Annotated in this window: 14 protein-coding genes and 1 pseudogene; 12 read left to right on the top strand and 3 right to left on the bottom strand. The window is 69.3% G+C overall.

Annotated features, from left to right (window positions below; genetic code table 11):
* Nucleotides 1-133 (top strand): annotated as a pseudogene (locus QMO56_RS21295) (copper-transporting ATPase); the annotation flags it as partial.
* A 355-nt stretch (nucleotides 134-488) separates the two neighbouring features.
* Here QMO56_RS21295 and QMO56_RS21290 read toward each other — a convergent pair.
* A complete protein-coding gene (locus tag QMO56_RS21290; protein WP_283529155.1) occupies nucleotides 489-3,251 on the bottom strand; it encodes an MFS transporter in 2,763 nt (920 codons plus the stop codon).
* The gene (locus tag QMO56_RS21285; RefSeq protein ID WP_283529153.1) at nucleotides 3,248-4,045 is read right to left on the bottom strand and encodes a helix-turn-helix domain-containing protein; all 798 of its coding nucleotides are present in this window, start codon (nucleotides 4,043-4,045) and stop codon (nucleotides 3,248-3,250) included. Before QMO56_RS21285 ends, QMO56_RS21290 begins: the two co-directional genes overlap by 4 nt.
* Before the next feature lie 199 nt (nucleotides 4,046-4,244).
* Between QMO56_RS21285 and QMO56_RS21280 the strand changes: the two genes are divergently transcribed.
* The 11 genes from QMO56_RS21280 (at nucleotide 4,245) to QMO56_RS21230 (ending at nucleotide 15,840) form a co-directional block, all read left to right on the top strand.
* On the top strand, nucleotides 4,245-7,955 hold the full coding sequence (locus QMO56_RS21280) for a nitrate reductase subunit alpha (protein ID WP_283529151.1): 3,711 nt from the start codon (nucleotides 4,245-4,247) through the stop codon (nucleotides 7,953-7,955).
* The gene (gene narH / locus QMO56_RS21275; RefSeq protein WP_283529150.1) at nucleotides 7,955-9,475 is read left to right on the top strand and encodes a nitrate reductase subunit beta; all 1,521 of its coding nucleotides are present in this window, start codon (nucleotides 7,955-7,957) and stop codon (nucleotides 9,473-9,475) included. Before QMO56_RS21280 ends, narH begins: the two co-directional genes overlap by 1 nt.
* Complete coding sequence (gene narJ / locus QMO56_RS21270; RefSeq protein ID WP_283529148.1) at nucleotides 9,475-10,155, top strand: nitrate reductase molybdenum cofactor assembly chaperone; 681 nt, start codon at nucleotides 9,475-9,477, stop codon at nucleotides 10,153-10,155. The genes narH and narJ overlap by 1 nt, the downstream gene beginning before the upstream one ends.
* A 13-nt stretch (nucleotides 10,156-10,168) precedes the next feature.
* Nucleotides 10,169-10,963, top strand: a complete 795-nt coding sequence (gene narI, locus QMO56_RS21265; protein ID WP_283529147.1) for a respiratory nitrate reductase subunit gamma — start codon at nucleotides 10,169-10,171, stop codon at nucleotides 10,961-10,963.
* A 3-nt stretch (nucleotides 10,964-10,966) separates the two neighbouring features.
* Entirely contained in the window at nucleotides 10,967-11,788 is an 822-nt protein-coding gene (locus QMO56_RS21260) for a peptidylprolyl isomerase (protein WP_283529145.1), read from the top strand.
* 11 nt (nucleotides 11,789-11,799) lie between these two features.
* On the top strand, nucleotides 11,800-12,105 hold the full coding sequence (locus tag QMO56_RS21255; RefSeq protein WP_283529143.1) for a hypothetical protein: 306 nt from the start codon (nucleotides 11,800-11,802) through the stop codon (nucleotides 12,103-12,105).
* A complete protein-coding gene (gene glp, locus QMO56_RS21250) occupies nucleotides 12,102-13,349 on the top strand; it encodes a gephyrin-like molybdotransferase Glp (protein ID WP_283529142.1) in 1,248 nt (415 codons plus the stop codon). Before QMO56_RS21255 ends, glp begins: the two co-directional genes overlap by 4 nt.
* Nucleotides 13,342-13,860, top strand: a complete 519-nt coding sequence (locus tag QMO56_RS21245) for a group III truncated hemoglobin (RefSeq protein WP_283529140.1) — start codon at nucleotides 13,342-13,344, stop codon at nucleotides 13,858-13,860. The genes glp and QMO56_RS21245 overlap by 8 nt, the downstream gene beginning before the upstream one ends.
* On the top strand, nucleotides 13,857-14,411 hold the full coding sequence (gene mobB, locus QMO56_RS21240) for a molybdopterin-guanine dinucleotide biosynthesis protein B (protein WP_283529138.1): 555 nt from the start codon (nucleotides 13,857-13,859) through the stop codon (nucleotides 14,409-14,411). Before QMO56_RS21245 ends, mobB begins: the two co-directional genes overlap by 4 nt.
* A gap of 65 nt (nucleotides 14,412-14,476) precedes the next feature.
* A complete protein-coding gene (locus QMO56_RS21235; protein ID WP_283529136.1) occupies nucleotides 14,477-15,208 on the top strand; it encodes a carbonic anhydrase in 732 nt (243 codons plus the stop codon).
* A 287-nt stretch (nucleotides 15,209-15,495) separates the two neighbouring features.
* Nucleotides 15,496-15,840, top strand: coding sequence for a carboxymuconolactone decarboxylase family protein (locus QMO56_RS21230; RefSeq protein ID WP_283529134.1), 345 nt, complete (start codon nucleotides 15,496-15,498; stop codon nucleotides 15,838-15,840).
* 43 nt (nucleotides 15,841-15,883) lie between these two features.
* On the opposite strand, the gene QMO56_RS21225 is transcribed toward QMO56_RS21230, so the two are convergent.
* Nucleotides 15,884-16,366: a hypothetical protein gene (locus QMO56_RS21225; RefSeq protein WP_283529132.1), complete on the bottom strand. Its 483-nt coding sequence runs from the start codon at nucleotides 16,364-16,366 to the stop codon at nucleotides 15,884-15,886.
* Nucleotides 16,367-16,384: the final 18 nt, after the last annotated feature.

Below are 16,384 nucleotides of genomic sequence, written 5' to 3'. Positions count from 1 at the left end.
CCCGCTCGCCGCGGGCGTGCTCTACCCGTTCCTGGGCATCCTGCTCAGCCCGGTCGTCGCAGCCCTGGCCATGGCGCTGAGCTCGGTCTCCGTCATCGGCAATGCACTGCGCCTGCGGGGCGTGCGGCTCTGACCTCGGCGCCGGGAAAGGATGGGAACGCCAGCATCCCCCCTCCCGTCCAATGGCAATGCTGGCCCGCGCCGGGGCGGCCTCTGTCTGCGGATTCATCTGGCCGCAGCGGACCATCACTGCGCCGGGACGCGACGCGCCCGCCTTCGCGGGAGCCGCCCACCGCCACCGGGCGCCCTTTGGGGTGGGCATCCCTGGCCGGTGACCTGCGAGGCCCGCGGCGACGGAAAGAAGGGTGCGAAGCGCTGGGAGGCGCCCCGGCGCTCTGCCGGTCCAAGAAGGAACAGCGGCAGCGCCGGGGCAGGCGGGGAAACCGTTGATGCGGCCCGTTACAAGTCGGGCCGCATGCGCTCCAGCGTTACTCTGCGGGAGAGATGGCCGCAGCGGCGCCCTTGCCGCTGGGCCGTTCCACATCGTGCAGCAGCCCGCCCCGGCGCGTGTAGAACCACCAGGTGATGGCGATGCAGCTGACATAGAAGGCCAGGAAGCCGTAGAGCGCGAGTTCCGCGCCGCCAGTGGCCGCGATGGAGCTGCCGAAGGACTTCGGAATGAAGAAGGCCCCGTAGGCGGCCATCGCCGAGGTGAAGCCGATGATGGCGGCCGACTCCTTGTCGGACTGCTTGACCAGTTCCGCGGCCGGACGGCCGGGATTCAACCGCGCCACCTCCTTGCGCATGATCGCCGGGATCATCTGGAAGGTGGAGGCATTGCCGACGCCGCTGGCGGCGAACAGGAACAGGAAGCTGGCGAAGAAGGCCGGGAAAGCGGTCGGGCTGCCCTTCATGCCGATGGCGTAGAGGATTCCCAGCGTGCCCAGGCTCATGGCAACGAACACCCAGAGGGTGATGCGCCCGCCCCCGAAGCGGTCGCTGGGCTTCCCGGCCATCGCGCGGGCCAGCGCGCCGACGAGCGGGCCGAGGAAGGCGTAGGAGAGCGCGTTGACCTCGGGGAAGAGCACCTTGGTCAGCAGCGGGAAGGCCGCGGAGAAACCGATGAAGGAGCCGAAGGTCCCGGTGTAGAGCCAGCACATGATCCAGTTGTGCGTACGCCGGAAGATCACTGACTGATCGGCGAAGGAGGACTTCATCGAAGCGATGTCATCCATGCCGAACCAGGCGGCGAAGGCACTGGCGATGATGAAGGGCACGAAGACGAAGCCCGCATTCTGCAACCAGAGCGACGACTGCGCACCGCCCTGGATAGCCGCCTGCGGCGCGCCGCCAAGCCAGCCAAAGACGCCTGCCGTGATCGCCAGCGGCACCACGAACTGCACAACGCTGACGCCGAGATTGCCGAGCCCCGCGTTGATCGCGAGTGCGCTGCCCTTCTCGGACTTCGGGAAGAAGAAGGAGATGTTGGCCATGGAGGAGGCGAAATTGCCGCCGCCGAGGCCGCAGAGCAGCGCGAGCGCCAGGAAGATCCAGTAGGGCGTCGCCGGGTCCTGCACCGCGAAGCCCATGCCGAGCGCCGGGACGATCAGCGACCAGGTCGTCAGCGTCGTCCAGAGGCGGCCGCCGAACATGGCGGGCATGAAGGAGTAGAAGACGCGCAGTGTCGCGCCCGAGAGGCCCGGCAGCGCCGCCAGCCAGAAAAGCTGCTCGTTGGTGAAGGGGAAGCCGACGGCGGGCAGCTTCGCCACGACGACGGACCACACCATCCAGACCGCGAAGGAGAGCAGCAGGCAGGGCACGGAAATCCAGAGGTTGCGGCGCGCGACCCTGCGGCCGGTGCTGGCCCAGAAGGCGGGGTCCTCCGGGCGCCAGTCCTGGATGGCGCCGCGGGCAGCCAGCGCCCCCTGCTGCGCCGGGCCGTGGATGGGCTGCATCTCCGGCAGTTCCGGCAGGGCATGCGCAGGCACTCCGGCTGTGGCAACGGCCGCCTGCTCCATCCGGCGGATGGCGAAGTGCATCCACAGGACCGCGCCGGCGGCGACCAGGAAGAGCAGCCAGAAGCAGCTCTGCCGGATGCCCGTCAGGTCGTTCAGCGCGCCGAAGGCGATCGGCAGCACGAAGCCGCCCAAGCCCCCGACGAGCCCCACCATGCCGCCCACCGCGCCGACACGGTCGGGATAGTAGATGGGGATGTGCTTGTAGACCGCCGCCTTGCCCAGGCTCATGAAGAAGCCGAGCACGAAGGCCACCACCATGAACCCGACAAGGCCGAGCTGCGTCGAGAAGGCGACCGGGCCGTGGATGCCCTGCATCACGTAATGGGTGGGCGGGTAGGAGAGGATGAAGGTGCAGGCCACGCCGACCAGCAGCGACCAGTACATCACCCGCCGTGCGCCGTAGCGGTCGGAGAGATGGCCGCCATAGGCGCGGAAGACGGAGGCGGGGATGGAGTAGAAGGCGCCGATCATGCCGGCCGTCTTGATGTCCAGCCCGTAGGCGCCGATCAGGTAGCGCGGCAGCCACAGGGCCAGCGCCACGAAACCGCCGAAGACGAAGAAGTAGTAGAGCGAGAAGCGCCAGACCTGCATCTTGCCGAGCGGCGCCAGCATCGCGGCCAGCGACTCCGGCCGGACACCGGCGGCGCGGCGCCGCTCCAGGTCCGGGTCGTTCTTGGTCAGCAGGAAGAAGGCGATGGCGGAGAGCGCCAGGGCGGCCGCCCAGACCAGCGCGACGGCCTGCCAGCCATAGGCCACCATGACGGTGGGGGCGGCGAACTTCGTCACCGCGGCACCGACATTGCCCGCGCCGAAGATGCCGAGCGCGGTGCCCTGCTTCTCCTTCGGGAACCACTTCGCCACATAGGCGACGCCCACCGAGAAGGAGCCGCCGGAGATGCCGACGCCGAGCGCCGCCAGCAGGAAGGTCGGGTAGTCATAGGCGAAGGTCAGCAGCGCCGTCATGGCGGCGGCCGAGAGCATGGTGAGGACGAGCACGACCCGCCCGCCGTACTGGTCCGCCCAGACGCCGAGGATGAGGCGCAGCAGCGAGCCCACCAGGATGGGGGTGCCGACCAGCAGGCCGAACTCGGTGTCGGTCAGCCCCAGGTCCTTCTGGATCTGGATGCCGATGATGGCGAAGATCGTCCACACGGCGAAGCACACCGTGAAGGCGAAGGTGGACAGCCACAGGGCGCGGCCCTGCTCGGCTGGTGCGACCGGAGCGGTCGTCATTCTCGGACTCCCTTTGCCAGGAGTGGGTTGAGGGTTTCGGCACCGTCGATCAGCGGATCGAGGGTAAAGCGGGCGCGTGCCGCATCCGGACGGTCGAGGGTGACAAGTTCACCCTCGACCCGGATGCCGTGGCGGGCCACGGCGGCCAGCGAGCGCGAGAAGGTCTCCCGCGTCATGCCCAGTTCGGAGGCGATGAGGCGCTTCTCCATGGGGAGGCGGACTGGCGCTCCGGAGGGAGAGGACTCCGTCAGCCGGAGCAGGTAGCAGCCGACGCGCTCCTCTGCGGAGCGGAGGCGGACATTCTTGGCCAGCTTGATCTGGCGGCGGAACTGGGTGGCCTGGCAGGCGAGGACGGCCAGGCAGAGTGCATGGTCTGTCGCCACCGCGTCGCGGAAGGCTTCGGCCTGCACCATCAGCACCTGTGCCCCACTCAGCACGCGGGCGCGCAGCAGATAGGGCTGGCGGTTCAGGACAGCGGCGGGCAGCAGCAGATCGACCGGCCGGACAAGCTCCACGAAGGCTTCCTCGCGCCCGCGGATGCCCAGCAGCTCGACGCTGCCGCCGGTCAGGAACTGCGCGAAGGCCGGGGTTTCGGCCTGCTCGAAGACGATGCTCCCCGCGGGCAGCCGGTGCAGGACCGCCAGGCTTGCGAGTCGGTCCAGGACATCATGCGGAACCGAACTCAGCCATGGCGTCATCGCCAGGGCCTCGCGCGGGGTGGAGGGTTGGAAGCCTTCGGCCTGCGTCGCCACGTCAGGGAGGCCGGCAGGGGCAAAATGGGCGTCGGCTTCCACCGGCAGGGTCCTTCGCTGAGCCGCGGATGCCCGGTCCCGGGTCCGTCGTGTGATTCCAACCACGCCATTAGCCCCCTTCTGTCACGCTCAGGCATTGACGCAGATCAATGCAGAGGAGCGATCTCGTCACGCATTCTCGGCTCATGCTTCGCGGCCCTCCTCCTGCCGGAGGGCCCCGTCAAACGCGGGAAATCCAGGGATGAGCCACTTCCTCGACCGGCTAACCTTCTTCAGAAAGCAGGTTGACACCTTCGCCGACGGGCATGGGGTCGTCACCAACGAGCCGCGCGCATGGGAGGACGGATATCGCAAGCGCTGGCAGCACGACAAAATCGTCCGCTCCACCCATGGAGTGAACTGCACGGGCTCCTGCTCCTGGAAGATCTACGTCAAGGGCGGCATCGTCACCTGGGAGACGCAGCAGACGGACTATCCGCGCACGCGCCCCGACCTGCCGAACCATGAGCCCCGCGGCTGCGCGCGTGGCGCCAGCTATTCCTGGTATCTCTACTCCGCCAACCGCGTGAAGCACCCGATGGTGCGCGGGCGCCTCCTGAAGCTGTGGCGCGAGGCGCGGGCGATCCGCACGCCGGTCGCCGCCTGGGCCTCCATCGTCGAGGATGCCGAAAAGCGCGCGAGCTATACCAGCAAGCGCGGCCTGGGGGGCTTCGTGCGGGCGAGCTGGGACGAGGTCAACGAGATCATCGCCGCCGCCAACGCCTATACGGCGAAGACCTACGGCCCCGACCGCGTGATCGGCTTCTCGCCGATCCCCGCCATGTCGATGGTCTCCTACGCGGCGGGGGCGCGCTACCTGTCGCTGCTCGGCGGCGTCTGCCTCAGCTTCTACGACTGGTACTGCGACCTGCCGCCCGCCAGCCCGATGACCTGGGGCGAGCAGACCGACGTGCCGGAGAGCGCCGACTGGTACAATGCCGGCTATCTGATGCTCTGGGGCTCGAACGTGCCGCAGACGCGCACGCCGGACGCGCATTTCTACACGGAGGTCCGCTACAAGGGGACCAAGAGCGTCGTCATCTCGCCGGACTATGCCGAGGCGACCAAGTTCGCCGATCTCTGGCTGCACCCCAAGCAGGGCACCGATGCGGCGCTGGCGCTGGCCATGGGCCATGTGATGCTGCGCGAGTTCTATCTCGACCGCACCGTGCCCTATTTCGACGACTACGCGCGCCGCTACACCGACCTGCCGATGCTGGTGCGCCTGGTGCGGCAGGGCGACCGCTACGTCGCCGAGCGCCTGCTGCGTGCGGACGACTTCGTGGACGGGCTGGGCGAAAGCAACAATCCCGCCTGGAAGACGGTGGCGCTGGACGCCGCGGGCAACCCGGTGGTGCCGAACGGTTCGATCGGCTTCCGCTGGGGCGAGCAGGGCAAGTGGAACCTTGAGGCGCGCGAAAGTGGCGGCGCCGAGGTGGCGCTCGCCCTGACGCTGGCGGGCGAGGGGCTCCCCACCGCGCGGGTCGCCTTCCCCTATTTCGGCGGCGCCGCCACCAACGGCTTCACTGCCACCGAACATCCCGAGGTGCTGGTGCGGAACATTCCCGTCCGCAACATGCGGCTCAAGGATGGCGAGGCGCTGGTCACCACCGTCTTTGACCTGCTCTGCGGCAATTACGGTCTCGACCGCGGCTTCGGCGGCGGCAGTGTCGCGCATTCCTATGATGCGGACGAGCCCTTCACCCCGGCCTGGGCCGAGCGCGTCACTGGTGTGCCGCGCCACCAGATCATCCATGTCGCCCGCGAATTCGCGTCCAATGCCGAGAAGACCAACGGGCGCTCCATGGTCATCCTCGGCGCCGGACTGAACCACTGGTACCACATGGACATGGCCTACCGGGGGATCATCAATCTCCTGGTCTTCTGCGGCTGCATCGGCCAGTCCGGCGGTGGCTGGTCGCACTATGTCGGGCAGGAGAAGCTGCGGCCGCAGACCGGCTGGGCGCCGATCGCCTTCGCGCTGGACTGGAACCGCCCGCCGCGCCAGCAGAACGCCACCTCCTTCTTCTACGCGCATACCGACCAGTGGCGCTACGAGACGCTGGGTGTCTCGGAGATCCTCTCGCCGACCGCACCCGAGGGCGACTGGAGCGGCTCGCTGATCGACTACAACGTGCGTGCCGAGCGCATGGGCTGGCTGCCTTCCGCGCCGCAGCTCAAGCAGAACCCGCTCACCATCGCGGCGAAGGCGCGCGCGGCGGGGCTGGAGCCGAAGGACTATGTGGCGCGCGCCGTGCAGTCCGGCGAACTCGAGCTCTCCTGCCACGACCCCGACGATCCCGCCAACTGGCCGCGCAACATGTTCGTCTGGCGCTCGAACCTGCTGGGCTCCTCGGGCAAGGGGCACGAGTATTTCCTCAAGCACCTGCTCGGCACCGACAATGGCGTGCTCGGCAAGGATCTGGGCGAGGAAGGGCGCGAGCGGCCGCAGGAGGTCGCCTGGCGCGACAAGGCGCCGCAGGGCAAGCTCGACCTGCTGGTGACGCTGGACTTCCGCATGTCCACCACCTGCGTCTACTCGGACATCGTGCTGCCGACGGCCACCTGGTACGAGAAGAACGACCTCAACACCTCCGACATGCATCCCTTCATCCACCCGCTCTCCGCGGCGGTGGACCCGGCCTGGGAGGCGCGCTCGGACTGGGAGATCTACAAGGGCATCGCCAAGTCCTTCTCCGAGGTGGCGCCCGAGGCGCTGGGCAAGGAGACCGACGTCGTGCTGACGCCGATCCTGCACGACACGGCGGGCGAGCTGGCCCAGCCCCATGACGTGCAGGACTGGAAGACCGGCGCCGTCGCCCCGCAGCCCGGCCGCACCATGCCGAGCGTGGCGGTGGTCGAGCGCGACTATCCCGGCCTGTATGAGCGCTTCACCTCGGTCGGGCCGCTGCTGGAGAAGCTCGGCAACGGCGGCAAGGGCATCGGCTGGAACACGCAGCACGAGGTGGAGTTCCTGCGCGCCCTGAACGGCAAGGCGGCGAACGGCCAGCCGAAGCTGGAGGCCGACCTGGACGCCATCGAGGCCATCCTGAGCCTGGCGCCGGAGACCAACGGCGAGGTGGCGGTGAAGGCCTGGGAAGCGCTGGGCAAGTTCACCGGGCGCGACCACGCGCATCTCGCCCTGACCAAGGAAGACGAGAAGATCCGCTACCGCGACGTGCAGGCGCAGCCGCGCAAGATCATCTCCTCGCCGACCTGGTCCGGGCTGGAGAGCGAGAAGGTCTGCTACAATGCCGGCTACACCAACGTCCATGAGCTGATCCCCTGGCGGACGCTGACCGGGCGGCAGCAGCTCTACCAGGACCACCTGTGGATGCGCGCCTTCGGCGAGAGCTTCGTCACCTGGCGCCCGCCGGTGGACACCAAGGCGGTGGCGCCGGTGCAGGGGCGGCACGGCAACGGCAACCCGGAAGTCGTGCTGAACTTCATCACCCCGCACCAGAAATGGGGCATCCACAGCACCTATTCCGACAACCTGCTGATGCTGACGCTGAACCGCGGTGGGCCGGTCATCTGGATGAGCGAGGACGACGCGAAGCGCGCCGGCATCGCCGACAACGACTGGGTGGAGGCCTACAACGCCAATGGCGCGCTGGTCGCCCGGGCGGTGGTCTCCCAGCGTGTCAACCCGGGCATGGTCATGATGTACCACGCGCAGGAGAAGATCGTGAACATGCCGGGCAGCGAGGTCACGGGCAAGCGCGGCGGCATCCACAACTCCGTCACCCGCGCGGTGCTGAAGCCGACGCACATGATCGGCGGCTACGCCCAGCAGTCCTATGGCTTCAACTACTACGGCACGGTCGGCTCCAACCGCGACGAGTTCATCGTCATCCGTCGCATGAACAAGGTCGACTGGCTCGAGGAAACCACCGCGAAGGAGACCGTGTGATGAAGGTTCGCGCGCAGATCGCGATGGTGTTGAACCTCGACAAGTGCATCGGCTGCCACACCTGCTCGGTGACGTGCAAGAACGTCTGGACCAGCCGCGAGGGCGTCGAATACGCCTGGTTCAACAATGTCGAGACCAAGCCCGGCATCGGCTACCCTAAGGACTGGGAGAACCAGAAGCGCTGGAAGGGCGGCTGGGTGCGCCGCGAGGATGGCAGGATCGAGCCGCGCATCGGCGCCAAGTGGCGCGTGCTGAGCAAGATCTTCGCCAACCCCGACCTGCCGGAGATCGACGACTACTACGAGCCCTTCACCTTCGACTACGAGCACCTGCAGAAGGCGCCCGAGGTCAAGGCCATGCCGACCGCCCGCCCGCGCTCGCTGATCTCGGGCGAGCGGATGGAGAAGATCGAGTGGGGGCCGAACTGGGAGGAGATCCTCGGCGGCGAGTTCAGCAAGCGCAGCCAGGACTACAACTTCGAGGGCGTGCAGAAGGACATCTACGGCGCCTTCGAGAACACCTTCATGATGTACCTGCCGCGGCTCTGCGAGCACTGCCTGAACCCGGCCTGCGCCGCCGCCTGTCCCTCCGGCGCCATCTACAAGCGTGAGGAGGACGGCATCGTCCTGATCGACCAGGACAAGTGCCGGGGCTGGCGCATGTGCGTCTCCGGCTGCCCATACAAGAAGGTCTATTACAACTGGTCCTCCGGCAAGTCGGAGAAGTGCACCTTCTGCTTCCCGCGCATCGAGGCAGGCCTGCCCACGGTCTGCTCCGAGACCTGTGTCGGCCGCATCCGCTATCTCGGCGTGGTGCTCTATGACGCCGACCGTATCGCCGAGGCGGCTTCGGTGCCGGATGAGGGCGATCTCTACGAGGCGCAGCTGAAGGTCTTCCTCGATCCCTTCGATCCCCGCGTGCAGGCGCAGGCGCGGGAAGATGGGATTCCGGACGCCTGGCTGGAGGCGGCGCGCCGCTCGCCGGTCTGGCGCATGGCGATGGACTGGAAGATCGCCTTCCCGCTGCATCCGGAGTACCGCACCCTGCCGATGGTCTGGTACGTGCCGCCGCTGAGCCCGATCCAGTCCGCCGCCGCGAAGGGCGACCTCGGCGCCGTGAACGGCCTGCCGGACGTGAAGTCGCTGCGCATCCCCGTCGAGTACCTGGCGAACCTGCTGACCGCCGGCCGCAAGCAGCCCGTGGAACTGGCGCTGGAGCGGATGCTGGCGATGCGCGCCTACATGCGCAGCAAGACCGTGGACGGCGTGCTGGATGATGGTCTCGCCGAACGCGTCGGCCTCACCGGCAACGACATCGAGGAGATGTACCGGCTGATGGCCATCGCCAACTACGAGGACCGCTTCGTCATCCCGACGGCGCATCGGGAGACCGGGGAGGACGCCTATCAGCTTCGCGGCTCCTGCGGCTTCTCCTTCGGCGACGGCTGCTCGGGCAAGACCGGCTTCAACCTGTTCGGCGCCCGCCAGACCCAGGGCAAGACCCCCATGGAGGTCGAGTGATGGCCCGCACCTATCGGGCGCTCGCCGCCCTGCTGTCCTATCCCACCGAGGCGCTGCAGGCGGCGGCGCCGGAGATCGCCGCTGTCCTGGAGGCCGAGGCGCTGCTGCCGGAAGCCCGGCGCACGGCGCTGGCCGGCCTGCTCAGAGCGTTCGCGCAGCAGGACATCTACGATCTCCAGGAGCGCTATGTCGGCCTGTTCGACCGCGGGCGCGCCGTGTCGCTGCACCTCTTCGAACATGTGCATGGCGAGAGCCGTGACCGCGGCCAGGCCATGGCCGACCTGATCACCCTCTACGGGGAGCATGGCCTGGAGATGGCGCCGGGAGAGCTGCCGGATTTCCTGCCGCTCTTCCTGGAGTTCCTCTCCCTGCTGCCGCGGGTGGAGGCGCAGGCCCTGCTGGCCGAGCCCGCCGCCATCCTGCGCGCGCTGGCCGACCGGCTCGCCACGCGCGATGCCGGCTATGCCGCGGTGATGGAGGCGGTGGCCGAACTCGCCCGGGCGCCCGCGGTCGGCGCCTCGGCCATCCCGGACGAGGACCCGAATGATCTCGCCGCGCTCGACGCGGCCTGGGAGGAGGCGGCCGTCCGCTTCGGTCCCGGCGAGGCGATGGACGGCTGTGGAACCGACCGGCTGCGCACCCGCCTGCGGGCGGCTTCGCGCGACGCGGCGGCAGCCTGAGGAGGCATCCATCATGGGCAACTGGCTCAACAACGCGCTTTTCGGCTGGTATCCCTACGTCGCGCTGACGGTCTTCCTGCTCGGCAGCCTGCTGCGCTTCGACCACTCGCAGTACACCTGGCGGGCCGGGTCGAGCCAGCTGCTGCGGCGGAAGCAGTTGCGCTGGGGATCGAACCTCTTCCATCTCGGCATCCTGGTGATCTTCGGCGGCCATCTGGTAGGCCTGCTGACACCGGTGGCGGTGTTCGATGCCTTCGGCATCGGTCACGGCTTCAAGCAGGGCATGGCGATGCTGGTCGGTGGCATTGCGGGTGTCGCCTGCTGGATCGGCATCGCCCTGCTGGCGCACCGGCGCCTGCTGGACCCCCGGATCCGCGCCACCTCCAGCTTCAGCGACACGGCCATCCTGCTCGTGCTCTGGGCGCAGCTGACGCTCGGCCTGCTGACCATTCCGGTCTCGGCGCAGCACATGGACGGCCATGAGATGGTCAAGTTCATGACCTGGGCGCAGGGCATCGTGACGCTGCAGCCGGGCGTGGCGGCGGAGATCGCCGATGTCAGCATCATCTTCAAGCTGCACCTGCTGCTTGGCATGACGTTGTTCGTGCTGTTCCCCTTCACCCGGCTGGTCCATGTCTGGAGTGCCCCGGTGTGGTATCTGGGCCGCACCGGCTACCAGGTCGTCCGCACCCGGCGCCCGGTGACGCGCGCCCGGCCGCAGGCTGCCGCGCGTCCGGCGGTGGCCGGGCCGGGCTTCAGGCCGGTCCCGGAGGCGCCCGCGCCGCAGCTCGCCGGTGGGGATGACTGAGCCATGCGCATCGTCACCCTTCGCAATGCGGCGGCGCCGGTCGTGGCGGTCAACGACGTCGTCATCGCCAATGCCGCCATCGCCCGCGAGGCGCAGAACCATGCGGGAGCGAATGCCAAGCAGGCCTGGGATGAGGCAACCCGCGCGCTGGTCGTGCGGGAGCTCCTGGCGCAGCGTGCGCATGCGCTGGGGCTGGTCGCGGCCCCGCAATCCGTGGACGGGCTGCGGGAGACCGAGGAAGAGGCCCTGATCCGCGCCCTGCTGGAAGCCGAGGTCAGGACGCCGAAGGCCGACGAGGCCAGCTGCCGCCGCTACTACGAAGCCAACCTGGCGCGGTTCCGGGGCCCTGACCTGTTCGAACCGCTGCATATCCTCTTTCAGGCCGCGCGCGAGGATGCGGCGGCCTATGCCGTGGCCCTGGAACGGGCGCAGGCGGCACTGGCCGAGGTTCTGGCGGAGCCCGGCCGCTTCGAGGCATTGGCCCGCGCCCATTCTGATTGCCCCTCCGCCAGCGACGGCGGCCGCCTCGGGCAGGTCGGGCGGGGCGAGACGACGCCGGAATTCGAGGCGGCGCTGCTGCCCCTGAAGGCGGGCGAGACCTGCCGCGTGCCGGTCGAGACCCGCTACGGCGTGCATGTTCTGCGGCTGGAGCGGAAGGTGGAGGGGCAGGTGCTGCCCTTCGCGGGGGTGCGTGAACGCATCGCGCGCTACCTCGAGGAAAGCGCCTGGCACCGTGCTGTGGCGCAATACGTCGCCCTGCTGGCGGGCCAGGCCACGATCACCGGGTTCGACATGCCGGGCGCCGCTTCGCCCCTGGTTCAGTAGGAGGGCCGGTCATGCTTGGCGAAATCCTCAGCGGCCTGACGGACGCTGCTCAGGCGGAAGAAGTCCTCTCCATTGTCGGCCGGCCGGAGGTGCAGGCGCGGATCGCCCAGGCGGCAGCGAAGGAGGGTGTCGCCCTTGGCGCCTTGATCGCTTCGAAGGTCCGTCACCTGGTCGAGCATGGCGATGAGGAGGTCTGGCTGGATCTGGTTGGCGCCATGGCCAACGCGCCCCAGCCTGCCGCCGCCGCGGTGGAGCGTATCCTGGCCCGGGCCTTTCCCGACCCGGTACGGGTGCGCGTGACCCGGGTGCCGTCATGAACGCCATCTCTCCCGGCTTCGCCTGCGCGGCGGGCGGCATGCCCTTCGAGGCTGCGCAGGCCCGCGTCCTGGCGCTGGTTCCGCAGCCCTTGGCGGTTGAGACGGTCTCCCTGGAGGAATGCGTCGGCCGGGCGACGGCGGCTCCGGTTGCCGCCCGTCTGTGCCTGCCGGGCTTCGATCAGTCCGCCATGGACGGCTATGCCGTCGCCTCCGCCGGGCTGACGCCCGGCGCCTGGCTTCCTGTCACCGGCCGCACCGCCGCAGGCGAGGCCCCCGGCAGGCTGGTGCCCGGCGGCGCCCATCGCATTCTGACCGGCGCTCCGGTGCCGGAGGGCGCCGACGTGGTCATCGCCCAGGAAGGCGTCGTCCGCCATGGGGATCTGCTTCAGATTGGAGCGGTGCCGCCCCGGGGGACCAACCTGCGTCGCCGGGGCGAGGATGTCCGTTCGGGGGATGTCCTGATCCACGCGGGCACCCTGCTGGACTGGCGCCACGTCACGGTGCTCGCCTCGCAGGCGATCGAGGCGGTGGCGGTGCGGCGGCGGCCGCGGGTCGTGCTGCTGTCGAGCGGGCGCGAGTTGTGGGCACCAGGGCAGTCCCTGGCGCCCGGCCAGATCCACGATTCCAACCTGCCGATGCTGCGGGCGTTGCTTGGCGCCTGGGGCGCCGAGGTGAGGCCGCGCCCGGTGGTTGCCGACGAGCCCGCCGCCATGCGTGCGGCCCTGCGGGCGGCAGCCGAACAGGCCGACCTGGTGCTGACGACGGCGGGGATTTCCGTAGGCGACGAGGATCACGTCCGCGATGCCATCGGCGCGCTGGGCGGTGACCTTGCGGTGCTCAAGGTGGCCATGAAGCCCGGCAAGCCGCTGGCGGCGGGACGGATCGGGGAGGCGGCCTTCGTGGGGCTGCCGGGCAACCCTCAGGCGGCCCTGGCGGGCGCGCTGGCTTTCGTGCGGCCTCTGCTGGCGCGCATGACCGGCACGGCCGCGCCCGCGCCTCTGGGCGCCAGGGCAGGCTTCAGCCTGCGCCGGAAGGCCGGGCGGGCGGAGTTCCTGCCCGTCCGCCTGCACGCCGAGGGCGCCTGCCTGCGGGCGGAGCGGACCGGACCGGACGGCTCCGGCAGGCTGTCGCCGCTGCTCGCCGCGGACGGCCTGGCTTACGTCCCGGCCGGGCAGCAGGACGTCCAGCCCGGGGACCTTGTCGAGGTCCTGCCCTTCCACGGGGCGGGGGTGGCCCATGCCTGACGAGACGAAGGCGAGCGGACCGCAGGCGGCTTCGCTTGGTGCCATCCTGGCCACGCGCCGTGCCGAGGCCAGCCGTGGCGCCCAGGAGGCCACAGGGCTGGACGAAGCCGTGCTCGAGCGCCTGGTGCGCGCCTTCTATGCCACCGCACGGCGCGACCCGGCCATCGGGCCGCTGTTCCGGGGCATCGAGGACTGGGAAAGGCATATCGCCAGGATCCACGACTTCTGGTCCTCGGTGGCACTGAAGACGGGGCGCTACCACGGCCAGCCCATGGCGGCGCATGCGCCGCTCGGGCTCCGGCCGGAGCACTTCGCGCGCTGGCTCGCCCTGTTCGAGCAGACCGCCCGGGAGGTCTGCACCGCCGAGGCCGCCGACTATCTGCTGGAGCGGGCGCGGCGCATCGCCATCAGCCTGGAGCACGGCGTGGCCTTCCAACGCGGGGAACTGCCCCGGCCCATGGCCGCGCCGGGGCACATCCTCGCGGCCTCAGAAACAAGGACGATTCCATGAGGGTCTTCGGTGTGGTGGGAGGCTGTGCCGCCAAGGCCGGCCTCGTGCGCAACCTGGTCGCGGAGCTGACACAGCGCGGGCTGCGGGTCTCCACAATAAAGCACGTGCCTGATGATGTGGACCTCGACAGGCCGGGCACCGGCAGTTGGGCGCATCGGGAGGCGGGGGCTGAGGAGATCATGCTCGCCAGCGCTGCGCGCCAGATCCTGATGCGGGAGCGCCGCGCGGCCGTGGATGAACCGGAGGTCGACGACCTGCTGATCCGCCTGGCGCCCGTGGACCTGGTCCTGCTGGAAGGCTTCCGCCTGTCGCCCTATCCGAAGCTGGAGGCCGTGAAGCGCGGCCAGGACCGGCGCCTGCTCGCCCTGGATGATCCTTCGGTCTGCGCGGTCACCGGCGACGCGCCGGTCGCGGCGCCCGTGCCGTTCATCCCGCTCTCCGATGTGGTTGCGCTGGCCGACCTTGCCCTCCTGCAGGCGGCGGCAGCCTTCATGCCGGCGGGCAGGGGGGAGGCCGGCAAGCTCCCTGGGGAATGCCTGTCTCCGGCCTGACCGCCGGTGGCGGCAGGGCAAGGCCTGCAGGTGCAAGGCTGGCGCCGAGGTGAGGACAATTCGCGATGGATCAGGTTCAACCAACGCCACCCGACAGGGATGCCGCGCTGCGGCGTCTGGTGAGCGGCTTCAGCCAGTTCCGGCGGCAGCATTTCGAAGCCGATGAGGCTCTCTACGACCATCTGCTGAACGGCCAGCATCCGGAGGTGATGGTGATCGCCTGCTCGGACAGCAGGACCGACCCCGCGATCATCTGCGGCGCGCGCCCAGGCGATCTCTTCGTCGTCCGCAATGTGGCGGCGCTGGTGCCGCCGCCATCCGCGGATGGCCAGCCGCATGGCACCGCCTCCGCCATTGAGTTCGGGGTCAAGGCGCTTGGGGTGCGCCACATCGTCGTGCTCGGCCACTCCTTCTGTGCGGGTGTGCGCTGTCTGCTGGAGCATGACCATGCGGCGCGCCGCTTCGACTACGTCTCCGACTGGGTGGGTGTGGCCCGTGGTGTGCGCGAGGAGATGGACGGGCTGGTCACCGAGGCGGAGCGCGCCAGCATCGCGCGCTGGGCCGAGCAGGCGGCCGTCCTGGCCAGCCTCCGGCATCTTGCGGCCTATCCCTTCGTCGCCGAACGGGTGGCGGCAGGCGAGTTGTCGCTGCACGGCTGGTATTTCCACTTCGGATGGGGCGTCCTGCAAGCGGCCGCCGGACCGGACGGCCCCTTCCTGCAACTCGACCCCGACCACCCGCTGCGGGCAACCGTCGGGGCAGTCTCGAAAGGCGCTCTGGCCTGTGCGTCCGGGTGAGGGAAGTGGCTGGCGGCGGGGCAGGCGGAGACGAATCCCGCCACTCCGCCGGAGGTAAGGATAAAAATCACGCCTCTTCGGGAAGCTTTTGCGCCGTCTGGGAGATTGGATATCCACCGGGCCCGCGGCGGCGGCCGATGCCGGCCTGCTGATGCCGCGGCGCTTCAGAGTCGGCCGGGGCCGCTGGTTTGCGCACCCTTCGCGGGTGGGCCGGCACAAGGCTGTTCGGACACCGCTTCCCTTCGCGTCAGCTCCCCGGCACGAACCAACTCAGACAGGAGACCGTCATGACGAACACGGCTGACAACCAGCCTGCCAACCTGCCCTCCGGCGCCGGGCGCCTGGCGGCCCGCTACCCTGAGGTCTGGCAGGCCTATGCCGAACTCGGTGAGCGCTGCGCTGAGCAGGGTCCGCTGGATGCCAGGACCCGGCGGCTGGTCAAGCTGGCGCTGGCCATTGGTGCCGGGTCTGAGGGGGCCGTGCACTCCCACGTCCGGCGCGCCTTGGCCGAGGGTATCGCACCTGACGAGCTGGAGCACGTCATGCTTCTGACGATCCCGCTGGCTGGGCTTCCGACCGCCGTGAAGGCGATGACCTGGATCGACGATCTGGCCAGCGGGCGGAGCGCCTGACGTCGGGCAGGGTTTCAGGGCAGGGGCAGCGCAAGCGGGCAGATCACCAGGCTGACCAGTCGATGCCATGACTTCCCGCAACCGCTCCCCCCACGGTCAGGAGGCTGAGGCTCAGAAGCAGCCAGTGAAGCCGCTCGACGAAGCGGTAGGTTGCCTCGGGGCGCGATGACGCCTGGCGGGCGAGGAAGCGGTCCAGGAAAAACGGCTCAAGCACAAAGAGCATCGTGGTGAAGGCGAGCCATGTCAGAAGCATGGCGTGCATCCACCAGAACTCCAGGCTCTGGAAGCGCTCCCACGCCTCCAGGCGCCAGGTCAGGTAGAACCCGCTGATGCCCGCAAGGAGGGTGGTCAGGCGCGCCTGCCGCGCAAAGCGGCTCTCCAGGCTGTGGAAGGCCCCGAAGCGTTGCCCGGCGGGATAGGCTCGCCTGACGGCCGGCAAGATGACCGTCGTCACCATGCCCACGCCGCCGATCCAGAGGACGACGGCGAGGACGTGGAGCGCGCGGGCAACAGCAAGATCGTTCATGGCAAGCCTTTGTCCGGC

This window comes from Roseomonas sp. E05 (assembly GCF_030063475.1).
Classification (GTDB): domain Bacteria; phylum Pseudomonadota; class Alphaproteobacteria; order Acetobacterales; family Acetobacteraceae; genus Pseudoroseomonas.
This window is presented reverse-complemented; position numbering and strand designations above follow the sequence as displayed.

Coding starts and splice junctions, on each gene's coding strand:
- QMO56_RS21260 (WP_283529145.1), top strand. CDS start 10,967: ATGCGCATCGTCACCCTTCGCAATGCGGCGGCGCCGGTCGTGGCGGTC.
- narH (WP_283529150.1), top strand. CDS start 7,955: ATGAAGGTTCGCGCGCAGATCGCGATGGTGTTGAACCTCGACAAGTGC.
- QMO56_RS21245 (WP_283529140.1), top strand. CDS start 13,342: ATGCCTGACGAGACGAAGGCGAGCGGACCGCAGGCGGCTTCGCTTGGT.
- QMO56_RS21225 (WP_283529132.1), bottom strand. CDS start 16,366: ATGAACGATCTTGCTGTTGCCCGCGCGCTCCACGTCCTCGCCGTCGTC.
- mobB (WP_283529138.1), top strand. CDS start 13,857: ATGAGGGTCTTCGGTGTGGTGGGAGGCTGTGCCGCCAAGGCCGGCCTC.
- QMO56_RS21255 (WP_283529143.1), top strand. CDS start 11,800: ATGCTTGGCGAAATCCTCAGCGGCCTGACGGACGCTGCTCAGGCGGAA.
- QMO56_RS21235 (WP_283529136.1), top strand. CDS start 14,477: ATGGATCAGGTTCAACCAACGCCACCCGACAGGGATGCCGCGCTGCGG.
- narJ (WP_283529148.1), top strand. CDS start 9,475: ATGGCCCGCACCTATCGGGCGCTCGCCGCCCTGCTGTCCTATCCCACC.
- QMO56_RS21230 (WP_283529134.1), top strand. CDS start 15,496: ATGACGAACACGGCTGACAACCAGCCTGCCAACCTGCCCTCCGGCGCC.
- QMO56_RS21280 (WP_283529151.1), top strand. CDS start 4,245: ATGAGCCACTTCCTCGACCGGCTAACCTTCTTCAGAAAGCAGGTTGAC.
- QMO56_RS21290 (WP_283529155.1), bottom strand. CDS start 3,251: ATGACGACCGCTCCGGTCGCACCAGCCGAGCAGGGCCGCGCCCTGTGG.
- glp (WP_283529142.1), top strand. CDS start 12,102: ATGAACGCCATCTCTCCCGGCTTCGCCTGCGCGGCGGGCGGCATGCCC.
- narI (WP_283529147.1), top strand. CDS start 10,169: ATGGGCAACTGGCTCAACAACGCGCTTTTCGGCTGGTATCCCTACGTC.